The 13,549-nt window shown below is 61.5% G+C and carries 14 protein-coding genes and 1 tRNA gene; 8 read left to right on the top strand and 7 right to left on the bottom strand.

The features are described 5' to 3' along the window. Positions 1–20 precede the first annotated feature (20 nt). The 5 genes from V476_RS25050 to V476_RS25070 form a co-directional block, all read right to left on the bottom strand. On the bottom strand, positions 21–1,001 hold the full coding sequence (locus V476_RS25050) for an ABC transporter substrate-binding protein (protein ID WP_032629574.1): 981 nt from the start codon (positions 999–1,001) through the stop codon (positions 21–23). Next, entirely contained in the window at positions 998–2,152 is a 1,155-nt protein-coding gene (locus V476_RS25055; RefSeq protein WP_024960985.1) for an NAD(P)/FAD-dependent oxidoreductase, read from the bottom strand. The genes V476_RS25050 and V476_RS25055 overlap by 4 nt, the downstream gene beginning before the upstream one ends. 14 nt (positions 2,153–2,166) lie before the next feature. Further along, positions 2,167–3,666 (bottom strand): methionine--tRNA ligase, encoded by a 1,500-nt coding sequence (locus V476_RS25060; RefSeq protein WP_024960986.1) that lies wholly within the window; start codon positions 3,664–3,666, stop codon positions 2,167–2,169. Beyond that, on the bottom strand, positions 3,659–4,051 hold the full coding sequence (locus V476_RS25065) for a cupin domain-containing protein (RefSeq protein WP_003410749.1): 393 nt from the start codon (positions 4,049–4,051) through the stop codon (positions 3,659–3,661). Before V476_RS25065 ends, V476_RS25060 begins: the two co-directional genes overlap by 8 nt. A gap of 333 nt (positions 4,052–4,384) precedes the next feature. Beyond that, entirely contained in the window at positions 4,385–5,350 is a 966-nt protein-coding gene (locus V476_RS25070; protein ID WP_024960987.1) for a site-specific integrase, read from the bottom strand. A gap of 223 nt (positions 5,351–5,573) precedes the next feature. On the opposite strand from V476_RS25070, the gene V476_RS25075 reads away from it, so the two are divergent. Continuing rightward, positions 5,574–6,038: an antitoxin Xre/MbcA/ParS toxin-binding domain-containing protein gene (locus V476_RS25075; RefSeq protein ID WP_024960988.1), complete on the top strand. Its 465-nt coding sequence runs from the start codon at positions 5,574–5,576 to the stop codon at positions 6,036–6,038. A gap of 5 nt (positions 6,039–6,043) precedes the next feature. Here the strand turns inward: V476_RS25075 and acuI are convergent, their stop codons facing one another. Then, positions 6,044–7,027 (bottom strand): acrylyl-CoA reductase (NADPH), encoded by a 984-nt coding sequence (gene acuI / locus V476_RS25080; RefSeq protein ID WP_024960989.1) that lies wholly within the window; start codon positions 7,025–7,027, stop codon positions 6,044–6,046. 49 nt (positions 7,028–7,076) lie between these two features. Further along, on the bottom strand, positions 7,077–7,736 hold the full coding sequence (gene acuR / locus V476_RS25085) for an acrylate utilization transcriptional regulator AcuR (RefSeq protein ID WP_003416942.1): 660 nt from the start codon (positions 7,734–7,736) through the stop codon (positions 7,077–7,079). Positions 7,737–7,871: 135 nt separating this feature from the next. On the opposite strand from acuR, the gene V476_RS25090 reads away from it, so the two are divergent. The 7 genes from V476_RS25090 (at position 7,872) to V476_RS25120 (ending at position 13,537) form a co-directional block, all read left to right on the top strand. Beyond that, on the top strand, positions 7,872–8,951 hold the full coding sequence (locus tag V476_RS25090; RefSeq protein ID WP_024960990.1) for an NAD(P)H-dependent flavin oxidoreductase: 1,080 nt from the start codon (positions 7,872–7,874) through the stop codon (positions 8,949–8,951). A 101-nt stretch (positions 8,952–9,052) separates the two neighbouring features. Next, positions 9,053–9,820, top strand: coding sequence for a molybdate ABC transporter substrate-binding protein (gene modA, locus V476_RS25095; protein ID WP_024960991.1), 768 nt, complete (start codon positions 9,053–9,055; stop codon positions 9,818–9,820). Continuing rightward, on the top strand, positions 9,821–10,501 hold the full coding sequence (gene modB, locus V476_RS25100; protein WP_003314826.1) for a molybdate ABC transporter permease subunit: 681 nt from the start codon (positions 9,821–9,823) through the stop codon (positions 10,499–10,501). Positions 10,502–10,504: 3 nt separating this feature from the next. Beyond that, positions 10,505–11,593 carry a molybdenum ABC transporter ATP-binding protein gene (modC, locus tag V476_RS25105; protein ID WP_024960992.1) on the top strand — a complete coding sequence of 363 codons (1,089 nt, stop codon included), beginning with the start codon at positions 10,505–10,507 and terminating at the stop codon, positions 11,591–11,593. An 89-nt stretch (positions 11,594–11,682) separates the two neighbouring features. Beyond that, positions 11,683–12,753, top strand: coding sequence for a DNA topoisomerase IB (locus tag V476_RS25110; protein ID WP_024960993.1), 1,071 nt, complete (start codon positions 11,683–11,685; stop codon positions 12,751–12,753). 167 nt (positions 12,754–12,920) lie between these two features. Then, positions 12,921–13,006 (top strand) — tRNA-Leu (locus tag V476_RS25115). Between the two features lie 186 nt (positions 13,007–13,192). After that, on the top strand, positions 13,193–13,537 hold the full coding sequence (locus V476_RS25120; protein ID WP_024960994.1) for a hypothetical protein: 345 nt from the start codon (positions 13,193–13,195) through the stop codon (positions 13,535–13,537). Positions 13,538–13,549 lie beyond the last annotated feature (12 nt).

Below are 13,549 nucleotides of genomic sequence, written 5' to 3' on the forward strand. Positions count from 1 at the left end.
GTAAAGCGGTGTTTCGGGGGCTATCGGGTGACACGGCTCAGCCCGTTGGGGCCTGGCGTCCAGAGGCAGGTCGTCGCGCTGCGCAGCTCGCCCTGATCGAAGCTGACCGTGCCCAGCGGGGTGTTGAAGGTGCTGTGCCGAAACGCATCCGGCAGTTGCCCGGCGCGAAGACCGCTGCGGGCCACCTCGGCCAGCACGTAAAGCATCAGCAGGCTTTCGCGAAAGTAGGTCTGTGGCTCGGCAGTGAACAGTGAGCGGTGCAGTGCCTGGGCCTGACAACGATGTCCGGCGCTGTCGGGGGCTCCGAAGCCGATCACGAAGGTGTTGCCGTCGTGCGCTGCGGCGCGCCCCAGATACGGCGAGGCAGCGTCGTCGGTCAGCACCAGCGGTCGGGTACTGCCGGTCTGCCGCCGCGCTTGCCAATACTCGCGACTGGGTTTGAGGCGTCCGGCAAACACCTCGACATCGGCCTGCTCGAGCTCGTCGACACGTTGCAACCCAGCACTAGCCAGCGCCGCGCTGATGGCAACGCACAAGGCCCGACCGTGAGCACTGTCGTCCGCCTGAACATGCACGCGCGGCCACTGACGAGTCGCCAGCCAGCTGACCAGATCCGCCGCCAGTTGCCGGTCCGCGGGGCAGAAACGAAAGACGTTGGGGTGCTCCAGGGTCAGGCAATCGATCGTTGCTGCGGGGGTTAGCAGGGCAATACCGGCGTGTCGATACAACGGCGCGGCAGCGACGGCTGCATCCGAAGAGAAATGACCGATGACCAGGTCGGCCTTCCAGTCGATCATTTGCCGGGCTACATCGGCCCCGCGAACGGCATCGGCCGCGTCGTCGAGAAAGTGCCACTGCACCCGCTCAAGCCCCGGCATGCAGTTGCGCGCCACCGCCAGCGCCCTCATGAAGGTCCGTGCATGCGGCGTGTCGTCGGGATCGAACAGAGCGCTGACCCCGACCCGCAAGCCCGGCAGGCGCGAGTCGACCGAGGGCATCATGACTGCACGCTCGCCAGCGCGAGGCTTTGTACCGAAAAGCCCGGCATCGACCTGCCTGGCGACAATGCCGACCAGCCAGAGCAAGCGCGATCCTTTCCAGCCAGATGCCTGCGCAGTTGCTCGACAGCAATGTGCGCCACGCCGGGCGCGAACTTGAAGCCCAGCCCGGACATGCCTGCGGCCAGATACACCGGGCTGCGCTCGGCACAGAACCCCAGCATCGGCCGACCGTCGGCGCTGTAACTGTCGAAACCGGGCAACACATCGAGCACCTGCGGCTTGCCGGCCGAGGCGCACAACTGGGCGACGCGCTTGGAGGCGTCTTCGCTATGCCGTGCATCGGGCTGCGCAAGGTGCTCGGGCCACAGGCCGCTGTCACGCGCGCCACAACCGGTCTGCACGATATGCCGAGTCAGCGGTATGCCGTAGCTCTGGGTGACCGCATCGATCACCGGCATTGACCAGTCGCCTTCGGTCAGCACCCGGGCCAGGGGAATCGAGCGTGCTTCCAGCCCCGGGTGCGACACCAGGTGCTGGCTCCAGGCACCGGCCGCGACCACCACGGCCCGGCAACGCAGCGTGGCGCTGCCCAGATCGATGTGCACAAGGTCGGGGGCCCGGCAGTCAATGGACTTGATCTCGCGATGCTCGAGCAGCAAGCCCTGCTGGCGTACTGACTGACACAGCGCAGCAACGGCCTGGCGCACATTGCCGACGCAGGCGCGCGGCTCGAACAGGTTGACTCGTTCCAACGTCGGGCAATGCGGGTAGCGCCGGCCATCGAGCTCGTGACCTGACAGCAGGCGCATCGGGTAGCGTTCGCTGCCGTACTGGTCGATGGCGCGGTGCAGGTTATCCAGCTGGTCCGTAGCCGCCCGGTAAATCACCCCGGTACGCCGCAACGCACTGGCGTAAGTGGTCGCAAAAACGCCGTCGTCCATCAGGCTGATGGAATAGGCCGCCAGCTCCATCAGCAGCGGATCGCTGTCATACAGGCGAACCAGGCCGCCGGAATAGCCGCTTGCGCCCAGGCTGCCGGCTGCGCCCTTGTCGATCAACACGACCGACACACCGGCGCTGCACAGCTTCGCCGCGATACTGGCGCCGGTGATCCCGGCGCCAATGACCGCTATCTCATAATCGATGAGCATTGTCGTGAATCCGTTCAGATGGAGTATTCAGCGGCCGGGCCGTTCATGAGCGTGGCGTGGACGCGGGCTTCAGGCAGTCCGTACGCGCTGATGATCTGCGCTGACGTTTCCGGGATAAGCGCCTTGCCAAGCACCGCGATTAAAGCTGCCAGATGGCTGATCGGGCGACCTTCGGCCAGACGCGCGCGAGTAATGGCGATCACGTCGAGCAGCACCTGGGCCATGCGTTTCATCGAAAACTGCGCAGGCTCCGAGGCTTTGCTCCATTGCACGCGCAATGCTTCCAGCAGTCCGGCGTCTGCCCCGCAGAGGCCGCTCCACCAGTGGTCGTCGCGGTTGCTGCCGGCCTCCAGCAAGGCCGGAAAAAACTCGCCGAACACCTCTGCCCGCCATGCCAGAAACTGCGCCAGGCGGAAATCACCCTCGCTTTCCTCCGGCGCGATACTCGCCAGATACAGGCGCGCACTGTCGGCGCAGGCTTCACGGGCCAGGTCGCCGACCCAGATCGCATGGTTGCGGCTGGTCGACAGGTTCAGGCCGTCCAGCTTGAGAAACTGGTTGGGCATGAAGCGCTGGCGGACCTTGATGTCGCGCAGCACCGTCAGTTGCGCCGGATAGACGATGGCGTGGCTGAACACACAGTCAAAGCCGAGAAAATGCACCAGCGTGCCCTGCCCTGATTGCCAGTACTGACGAAACAGCTCCGGACGCCCGACGCGGTCGGCATACTCCCGAAATGCCGCCATATAGCCCGCCAGCCCCATGAACCAGGTGTGCACCCGGCACGAGCCGTCGGCCTGCAGGTCGAGCCCGCCGTCGCCCGGGCGTGTGACGCCCCAGTCATGCAGGTGCTCCAGGCTGTCGCGCAACCAGCTGTCGAGCGGCTTGCGCCATGACTGGCCCAGCAGGCGGTCACGCAACTGCGGCTTGAACCCGGCCAGTTTCAGAAACGCGCGATGGACGTTTTTCCATTGCGAGGGCTGACCGCAGAGCTTGCAGCGCAAGTCCGCCATCAGCTCGGCGTCAGGGGCCTGGGCGCAGTTCTCGCACTGACTGGCGTCGGACTCGGCACCGCAGTAATTGCAGTTGCCCCGGGCAAACGCCTCGTAACCCCAGACATCGCAATCAGGGCAATACGGCTCGCTTGAATCCCGACACTCGATCGCGCCGGCATCACGCAACGTACCGAACACCTCACCCACCGCTTCGGCGAACCACGGGTTGTCGTGCGGGCGCATCCAGTTGTCGGGCTGTATGTTGATGGCCGCCAGCGAGGCCTCGATGCGGTCGGAATTGCGCCTGGCCAGCTCCACCGGGTCGACGCCCTGCTCCAGTCCTTTGCGCAGCATGTAGGACTGGTAGTCGTCGGAGTAGGACACCAGCACACACTCGTGGCCACGCTGACGCTGCACGCGGGTGAAGACATCAGCGGCCAGAAACGGCCCGGCGATATGGCCTATGTGCAAATCGCCGTTGGGGGTCGGTGGCGTGATGGTGACAATGAACTTACTCATCGAGGCACCCCGTGGTCTCGCTGTGCTGCGCCACGAACGCGTTGACGTAGTTCATGTCCCACCAGACCACATAAAAGTGGAAGTCCTCGGCGGAATCGTTGATGACGTAATGGTTGGTGTGTTTCGGAATGGCGGCGATATCGCCAACGGTGAAATCCATCTGCCGGTCACCGACAACCAGACGCGCACTGCCCTTGATGGCAATGAAGATTTCCTGATCGATCTGGGTGTGTGCCTCGCTGCAGGTGCCCGGACGAACCACGCACCAGCCGCCAGCAAACGGCATCGGATAGCCTTCCCACGGCAGCAGGCGGCTGCCATCCAGACCGTACTCATGTACCAACGAGTCGAATCGGGTTTTACGGTGTATATCGAACTTTTCCATGCTCAGTCCCGTACGTTTCAAGTGCGGCAAAGCATGGAATTGTTGCCAATTGTTGGCTATCCGATTGCCGGATAGCTCAGGGTCGAACTATCCAGTTTTTGGATGGCGATCCGCAGGCAGGTCCGCCGTTTTATTTTTTTTGACAATGACGGCTATCGATAACGCTGATAACTGAATCGGGGACGGCGGTGTTAACGTTGCCGGCGATGAACGAACATTTCTCCCGGCCCCGCGAATCCGCATCGCGATGCCGGTGAATCTCTGCTCTGCTTCATCACTCCTTTGGTTAGATCTTTTAAGCCACCCCGTTTACGCGAGGTGGCTTTTTTTTGCTTAAAGATCAAACCGGTCCACAACGTTGCGCCGCTCGTTGTCACTGCGCATGTCGTAACTGGCGGTGGTCGAGATATGCGTGTGATGCGCGAGCTTCTGGGCAATCGACAGATCGAACTCTTCGATCACCCGGGTGATGAACGAACGTCGAAAATCGTGGGGCATGATGTTCACGCCCACCTGGCGCCCGCGCTGCTTGGCGATGAAGTAAATGGCGTGCTTGGTGATTCTGTCGCGGGTGATATGGCTGCCACGGCGGATCCGGTTGAACAGGAACGGGTCGTCGCCCTGCCCAGGCGGGAGGCACGAGCGGCGCAACTCCAGCCAGTCGTTCAGCGCCTTGAAGGCCCATTCGGGGGCGTACTTGATCAGTTGCTTGTTGCCTTTGCCCAGCACCCGCAGGCTGCGCTCGGCGAAATCGATCTGGGAAATGTCGAGGTTGACCGACTCGGACTTGCGCATCCCCGAGCCATACAGAATGGCAATGATCGCGGCATCGCGACGCCCTTGCGGCCTGGGGTCGGCAGCACAGGCTTCCATCAACTCACGAATCAGCGTGCGACGGATGTTGCGGCCCTTGACCAATCGCGTGCCGCTGACCGGTTTGATGGAGCGGATTTTCAGCAATTGATCGTGGCTTATCAGGTCGTGTCGCCAGGCTTCGTTCATCACCCCGCGAATGGCGTTCACATACAGCGAGGTGGTATTGGGCGCGTAGTCATCCTGACGCAGCGTTGCGACCAGCGCGGTAACGTGGCCAGGTTGCAGGGTATGCCAGGGAATATCATGAATATCGACGTCAGCCATGCCCAGCCGGTCTGCCGCATCCTGCAGAACGTAGGTCATGGTCAGGCGGCTTGAAGGTGCCAGGCGGTCGAGGTAGAGGCGCAGCGGCTTGTTGACGTCGGGCAGCGAAGGCTGGCTGACGACGCGTGCGTCCTTATCAGTGTGAGGGTCGTGCGGCATAGAAAGCGACGCCTTTTCTGGTGCAAGCGCGTGCCAACAGCCACGGCGCTTTTCATTCGTATTCAGGCGACCGACTTTAGCACGAGGGCTCTGGTGCGACACCTGCGCTGCAGCGCACCACCTTTACCGTCAGGCAACGCCCGGTAACATCCTGCTGCTTGAACGACGCGTCGCCTGAGATAGCCTTGGCCGTCCTTTCCGCCATCGAAGGCCGGCACGCACCTTGATTCCTTCCTCTGCCAGCAAAACAACTGGCCGTCGTGAAGCGGCGGCCAGTTTCTGGTTGCTGACCCACCAGCTCAGTCAGCGCAGCGAAGCCGAACGCCTGACGAACATTCAGGCGGGCTTTGCGCCGCGCTGGATCCGTGCAGTGCGGGAAGCGCTGGCCCTTGGCCCCCGGCAAATGGAAGCGCTGTTCAACGCATCGATTTCAACCCTCGAACGGCGTCAGCGCCAGCAGCAGTCACTGGATCTGGTGGCCTCCGAACGCCTGGACCGTGTGGCGATGATTGCCAGCCACGCCCTGCAGGTGTTTGCAACGCCCGAGCGTGCCGGCCAATGGCTGGTTGCCCGCAACACCTCATTCGGCGGTCGCACGCCGTTGCAATTATGCGAAACCGGGCTCGGCACGACGCAAGTGCATCGCACACTGGTCGAACTCGAGTATGCCAGTGCCGACGCGCCGTGATTCACTCAGCGTGCAGTATCCACCACGATCCGCCCACGAACATGACCTCCGATCAATTGCGGCGCGAGGTCGATCACCTCGCTCAAGCCGACTTCACGGCTGATCAGCGGCAACAATGACATGTCCAGGTCGCTCGCCAGCCTCGACCAGGCTTCCAGCCGATCCGCGCGCGGGCGGGTCACGCTGTCGATACCCGCCAGCGTGACGCCGCGCAGAATGAACGGCGCAACCGACCCCGGAAACTCCATGCCCTGCGCCAGACCACAGGCCGCCACCATGCCGCGATAACGAATACCGGCGCACACGTTGGCCAGTGTATGGCTGCCGACAGAGTCGACTGCCGCCGCCCATTGCTCCTTGGCCAGCGGTCGCCCAGGCTGCGAGAGGGTTTGCCGATCAATGATCTGTGCCGCGCCGAGTTGCTGCAGGTAGTCGCTTTCCGAGGCCCGCCCGGTGGATGCAATGACCCGATAGCCGAGTCTGGCCAGGATGGCGATGGCAAAGCTGCCGACCCCACCATTGCCGCCGGTAACCAGCACATCGCCATGTTCAGGCGTCAAACCGTGATTTTCCAATGTCAGGACACTGAGCATCGCGGTGTAGCCCGCCGTGCCGATGGCCATCGCCTGCGCCGGCGTGAAGGCCTGTGGCAGAGGAATGAGCCACTCGCTCTTGAGTCGGGCCTTTTGCGCCAGGCCGCCCCAATGCCCTTCGCCGACGCCCCAGCCATTGAGCAGAACCTTGTCCCCGACCTTGAACTCAGGGGTATCGCTGGCTTCGACCGTACCGGCCAGGTCAATACCCGGCACCATCGGGAAGCTGCGCACGATCGGGCTCTGACCGGTGATCGCCAGCGCGTCCTTATAGTTGAGCGTGCTGTGCGACACGTTGATCGTCACGTCGCCCGAGGGCAGCCGCGCTTCGTCGATGTCGGTCAGATTGACGTGGTATCCCGCCTCATCCTTGTCGATCAAGATGCCCTTGAACATATGCGCCTCCAATTTAGACTGATCGTCTTTAAATAACTCTGACAAGAAATCATTGCGGCAAACCGCGAAGGTAGCCGGCAATGAACGTGTTCAATGGTGTAGCGCTTTTAACCAGTCGGGCACGCAGCACTGCGCCTTCCCAGCCGATCCAGAAAAACGCGGCCAGCTCATCGCAATCAGCGTCTGCGGCCAATTCGCCCATTGACTGCGCAGCCCTAAGACAACCCGCCAGTTTCGACTGCCAGTCCAGCAGCGTCTGTTCCAGTACCTCGCGAAATCCGTCCGGTAACAGACTGATTTCCTGGCCCAAATTGCCGACCATGCAACCGCGTCGATAGTCGTGTCGCGCCATACCGCCCTTGGCGCTCTGCACAAAGCCGACCAGTCGTTCCAGTGGCGAAAGCGCTTCATCCAGCAGCCAGTGGTCGAGCCGCTGCGCGAAATAGCGCGCGTACTCATCCAGCACCGCCCGGCCAAAGGCCTCCTTGCTGGGGAAGTAGTGATAGAACGAACCTTTGGGAATGCCGACTTCCTTGAGGATGTAATCCAGCCCCGTGGCAGAAAAGCTCTGCTCGGTGAGCACTTCCAGACCGCGACGCAGCAGCGCCTCGCGGGTCTCGAGGTTATCGCGATCAACCTTCGGCGGCCGGCCGGGACGCCGGGGCCTGGCGAGTGAGGGAGTAGGTAGCGGGATCGTTGGCTGAGTCATTCCCGAATAGTAGACCGATCGTTTTTTATGTCAACCAAGCGACCCTCCCGGCTTGTCGACGCTCGACGTGGCGTTTGCCATTCACGCCATTCTCGCGCTCAATGAGCGTCTGCCGAATGCCTGCCGGAGAACCACATGAGCCAATGGCCAGATAGCCGCATCATTGAACTGTTCGCCATCGAACTGCCGCTGTTGCAAGCTCCCATGGCGGGCGCCAGCGGATCGCAGATGGCCATTGCTGTGGCTCAGGCTGGCGGCTTGGGGGCATTGCCCTGCGCCATGCTCACCCCTGAGAAAATCGACCAGGAAGTCGCGACTTTCAGGCAACGGACCGGCAACGCCCCGCTGAACCTGAATTTTTTCTGCCATCAGCCTCCTGCCTACGATGCCGAGCGCGCCGAACGCTGGAAGCAGTCGCTCAAGCCCTATTACGAGGAATTAGGTGCCGATTTCGATGCGCCGACACCGGTCTCTAACCGCGCGCCCTTCGACAGCGACAGCTGCGCATTGATCGAGCGCTTGAGGCCGGAAGTGGTGAGTTTCCATTTCGGCCTTCCGCAGCCATCATTACTGGATCGGGTCCGTGCCACGGGTGCAAAGATCATCTCGTCAGCCACCACGGTCGAGGAAGCTATCTGGCTGGAGCAACACGGCTGCGACGCGGTGATTGCCATGGGCTACGAAGCAGGCGGCCATCGGGGGCTGTTCCTCAGCGATCACCTGCACACCCAGGTCGGCACCTTTGCATTGGTCCCGCAAATCGCTGACGCGACAAGCATCCCGGTCATCGCCGCAGGTGGTATCGCGGACGGTCGCGGTGTAGCGGCGGCATTTGTCCTGGGCGCTTCGGCGGTACAGATCGGAACCGCATATCTGTTCTGCCCGGAAGCCAGCGTCAGCGCCCTGCATCGCCAGGTGCTGCACGATGCCTCGGGCAGCCAGACCGCGCTGACCAACCTCTTCACCGGGCGTCCGGCGCGAGGCATCGTCAACCGGCTCATGCGCGAAGCCGGCCCCATCAGCCCGCTCGCCCCGGCGTTTCCGCTGGCAGGCGGTGCCTTGATGCAGCTGCGCGCGCAGGCGGAAAAACTGGGCAGCAGTGACTTCGTGAACCTCTGGGCAGGCCAGGCAGTCGGCATCAAACATCGGCTGGGAGCCACCGAACTGACGCGGCAACTGGCTGAAAATGCGCTGAAAATTCTGTCTCCGCGATAAAACAGTGCTTTCAGAACAACAGGCTGACGCTATATATTTATCTATATAGCGAAACGCCCTTACCCCGATGGCGTGCGTTTTCATCATCAAGGAGCTGTTTCATGCGAACGACCACGCTACGCGCCATTCTCAAGTTCTCCGTGCTGGCCTTTACCGCCTCTGGCGCAGCCCATGCGTCTGCCGACGAAGTGCAAGTCGCCGTGGCGGCCAATTTCACCGCGCCGATCAAGGCGATCGCCACTGACTTCGAGAAGGACACCGGCCACAAACTCGTCGCCGCGTTTGGCGCTACCGGTCAGATCTATACGCAGATCAAGAATGGCGCGCCGTTCGAGGTATTCCTCTCGGCTGACGACTCCACTCCGGCAAAACTCGAGCAGGAAGGCGACACCGTCAAGGGTTCGCGCTTCACCTACGCGGTCGGAACACTGGCGTTGTGGTCAGCCAAGGATGGTTATGTCGACAGCAAGGGCCAAGTGCTCAAGACCAATCAGTATCAACACTTGTCCATCGCCAACCCCAAAACCGCGCCGTACGGCCTCGCGGCGACTCAAGTACTGAGCAAACTGGGCCTGACCGAAGCCACCAAAGCCAAGATCGTCGAAGGTCAGAGCATTACCCAGGCCTACCAGTTCGTCTCCACCGGCAATGCCGAGCTGGGTTTCGTGGCCCTGTCGCAGGTCTACAAGGATGGCAAGCTGACCAGCGGCTCGGCCTGGATCGTACCGGATGACCTGCATGACCCGATCAAGCAGGACGCGGTCATCCTCAACAAAGGCAAGGACAGCGCCGCTGCCAAGGCGCTGGTCGAGTACCTCAAAGGTCCGAAAGCCGCCGAGATCATCAAGTCCTTCGGATATCAGCTGTAAATGCCGCTGGGGAGTGCCGACATCGCGGCGATCTGGCTGACGCTGAAACTCGCGTCGCTGACCACCGTCATCCTGCTGATCATCGGCACGCCCATCGCGCTGTGGCTGGCGCGCACTGATTCATGGCTGAAGGGGCCGATTGGCGCAGTGGTCGCCCTGCCCCTGGTGCTGCCGCCAACCGTTATCGGTTTTTACCTGTTGCTGCTGCTCGGCCCCAACGGCGCGGTGGGTCAGCTCACACAAAGCCTGGGGCTGGGTACGCTGACTTTCAGCTTTGCCGGGCTGGTGATCGGCTCGGTTCTGTATTCGATGCCTTTTGTCGTGCAGCCGCTGCAGAACGCGTTCGCAGCGATCGGCACCCGCCCTCTGGAGGTGGCGGCCACCTTACGGGCGGGGCCTTGGGACACCTTTTTTCACGTGATTCTGCCTCTGGCCAAGCCGGGGTTTATCACCGCGGCCATCCTCGGGTTCGCGCACACGGTCGGCGAGTTCGGTGTGGTCCTGATGATCGGCGGCAATATTCCCGAGAAAACCCGTGTGGTGTCGGTGCAGATTTTCGATCACGTCGAATCCATGGAGTACCTGCAAGCGCACTGGCTGGCCGGCGCGATGCTGGTCTTTTCCTTTCTGGTGCTGTTGGCGTTGTATTCCAGCGGAAAATCCAGAACGGGATGGAGCTGAGCCATGGCGTCGCCTATAGAAGTTCGCCTGCAGATGGCCTACCCGGATTTCACCGTCCGTACCGACCTGAGCCTCCCGGGGTCGGGCATTACCGCGCTGTTCGGGCCTTCCGGCTCGGGCAAGACGACCTGCCTGCGCTGCATCGCTGGTCTGGAAAAAGCCGATCAGGGCTTCATCCGCGTTCACGATGAAGTCTGGCAGGACACCGAAAAAGGTATTTTCCTGACTCCGCACAAGCGGGCGATCGGCTACGTGTTTCAGGAAGCCAGCCTGTTCGCGCATCTGTCGGTGCGGGACAACCTGGAGTTCGGGATGAAACGTATCCCGCGCCAGCAGCGCCGCATTCAACTGCCGCAGGCCAGCGAACTGCTCGGCATCGATCACCTGCTGCAGCGCAACCCTGACAAGCTGTCCGGTGGAGAGCGCCAGCGCGTGGGCATCGCCCGCGCCCTGCTGACCAGCCCGCGGCTGATGCTGCTCGATGAGCCGTTGGCGGCGCTGGACACCCGGCGCAAAAGTGAAATTCTGCCGTACCTGGAGCGCCTGCACCGGGAACTGGACATCCCCATGCTGTACGTCAGCCATGCTCAGGATGAAGTCGCACGCCTGGCGGACCACCTGGTGCTGCTCGACGCAGGCAACGTGCTGGCCAGCGGTCCGATCCAAGAAACCCTGGCGCGGCTGGACCTTCCGCTGGCGATGGGCAGTGATGCGGGGGTGGTCATCGAAGGCACGGTCAGCGCCTATGATCAGCATTACCAATTGCTCACCGTGACCCTGCCCGACAGCAAGCTGAGCATGCGCGTCGCTCACGCGCAGATGCAGGTCGGCACCCTGCTGCGCATCAAGGTCCAGGCCCGTGACGTCAGCCTCAACCTGCAACCCGATTACCAGAGCAGCATCCTCAACCGCTTGCCGGTCACGGTGATAGAAGAAGCACTGGCCGACAATTCGGCACACGTGCTGGTCAAGCTGGACGCTGGCGGCACGCCGCTGCTCGCGCGCATCACTCGCTATTCCAGCGACCAACTGAACCTGCACAGAGGCCAGTCGCTCTGGGCGCAGATCAAGGCAGTCGCGGTGCTGGCCTGACGTTTCGAAAAAAACCGCCACGCAGCAAATAAACGGCACCACCGTAAAAGGCCGAGGTCAGTGTTTTTAACTGCCTTTGGAACTTAGCCATGCCTGACTCGACTGCCATCAGCCAGCCCGCCAGTGAACTGCATTACGTAGATGACACTCAACCGGGCCTCACACGCAAGGTACTGCGCGGCAAATTCGCGTACTTCGACACTCAGGGTCAGCGCATCAAGGACGACTCGGAGATCAAGCGCATTAACGCTCTGGCAGTGCCGCCCGCCTACACCGAAGTGTGGATTTGCGCCGACCCGCTGGGTCACCTGCAGGCCACCGGTCGCGACGCCCGCGGGCGCAAGCAGTATCGCTACCATCCGCGCTGGCGCGAAATACGTGATCAGGACAAATACTCGCGGCTGATCGAGTTCGGCCATGCGCTGCCCAAAGTGCGTAAGCAGATCGAAGCACAGCTCGCCCAGCCGGGCATGGGCCGGGAAAAAGTCATGGCGACGGTCATCTCATTGCTGGACGCGACCTTGATCCGCATCGGTAACAGCCAGTACGCCAAGGAAAACCGCTCTTACGGCCTGACCACCCTGCGCAACAAGCACGTCGAAGTCAAAGGCGGCCAGATCCTCTTCGAGTTCCGCGGCAAGAGTGGCGTCGAGCATAAAGTCAGCGTCAAGGATCGACGTCTGGCCAACGTGATCAAACGCTGCATGGAGTTGCCCGGACAAAACCTCTTCCAGTACCTGGACGAAGACGGCGTGCGCCACGCGGTGACCTCATCGGATATCAATGCCTACCTGCAAAGCCTCACCGGCTCGGACTTCACCGCCAAGGACTACCGAACCTGGGCGGCCAGCGCGCTGGCGCTGGCAACATTGCAAAAACTACACTGGGAGCCAGAAGCCGACGCCAAACGGCACATCGTCGACATGGTCAAGGCAGTCTCGAAACAACTGGGCAACACCCCCGCCATCTGCCGAAAATGCTACATCCACCCGGCGGTCCTGGAAGGTTTTCTGCTCGGCAACCTGGCCAAACTCCCCCGCTCCCGACAACGCAAAGGCCTGCGCCTGGAAGAAGTTGCCCTGGCGAGCTACCTGCGAATACTGGCTGACAAGGTCGAGGCCGTGGTGAACGATGCGGTGGTGAAAGACAGCAAAGCCTGAGTCGCCGGATCACGGCACGTCAGCCTTTGCGCCAAAAAAATTTCGTAGCCTCATGATTTGCCAAGCATTTCTGACAGACAAAAAAGCGGCGTCTTGCACCCTTCGAGACGCTTTCAAGCTTGCTTCATGGGGTCCGGGTGTATATATTCCCTGCTCTTGGCGCTACCGCCCCGATGGCGAAATTGGTAGACGCAAGGGACTTAAAATCCCTCGTCCTTTGGACGTGCCGGTTCGACCCCGGCTCGGGGCACCATTTAAAATCAAGGGGTTAAGTGGCTTTAGTCACATACCCCTTGAGCTTCATGCTCCGCAATAATTAATGCTGCTCCGCAACTCGTCGTAAACCCTACCCTCCCGGCGTCCTGCCGACGAACACCACTCCCCAAACCCGAAGCACTCGACTACTGTATGCATATACAGCAATTGAGAATCACTCATCATGAACATCGACTACGCCGAAGACTGGCCGTTCTGCCCGACGGAGGAGCAGATGCTCAAGCAACACGCGCACCTGGTATCGGAAAAAAATAGGCTCTTGCGCGATGAGGTAGACCGATATCGTAAACACGTCACCAAGCTGATTGACATGCACAACGACGCGGCCCTTGAGCGTGACAAGCTCAGGATAAAGCTGAGAGACGCGGACAGCCGGATATCTGATCTGCTGCGCGACGCTTGCGATTCCTGGGCAACAATCAACTCACAGAAGTACGTCATCGAGCAGCATCGCGAGGTTATGAGAGGCGCTGGAATCAGCCCGGAAAGATGGGGTGAAAAGGTTTAGCGCTCTAAGCGG

Origin of the sequence: Pseudomonas syringae KCTC 12500, from assembly GCF_000507185.2 — a bacterium.
GTDB lineage: Bacteria > Pseudomonadota > Gammaproteobacteria > Pseudomonadales > Pseudomonadaceae > Aquipseudomonas > Aquipseudomonas syringae.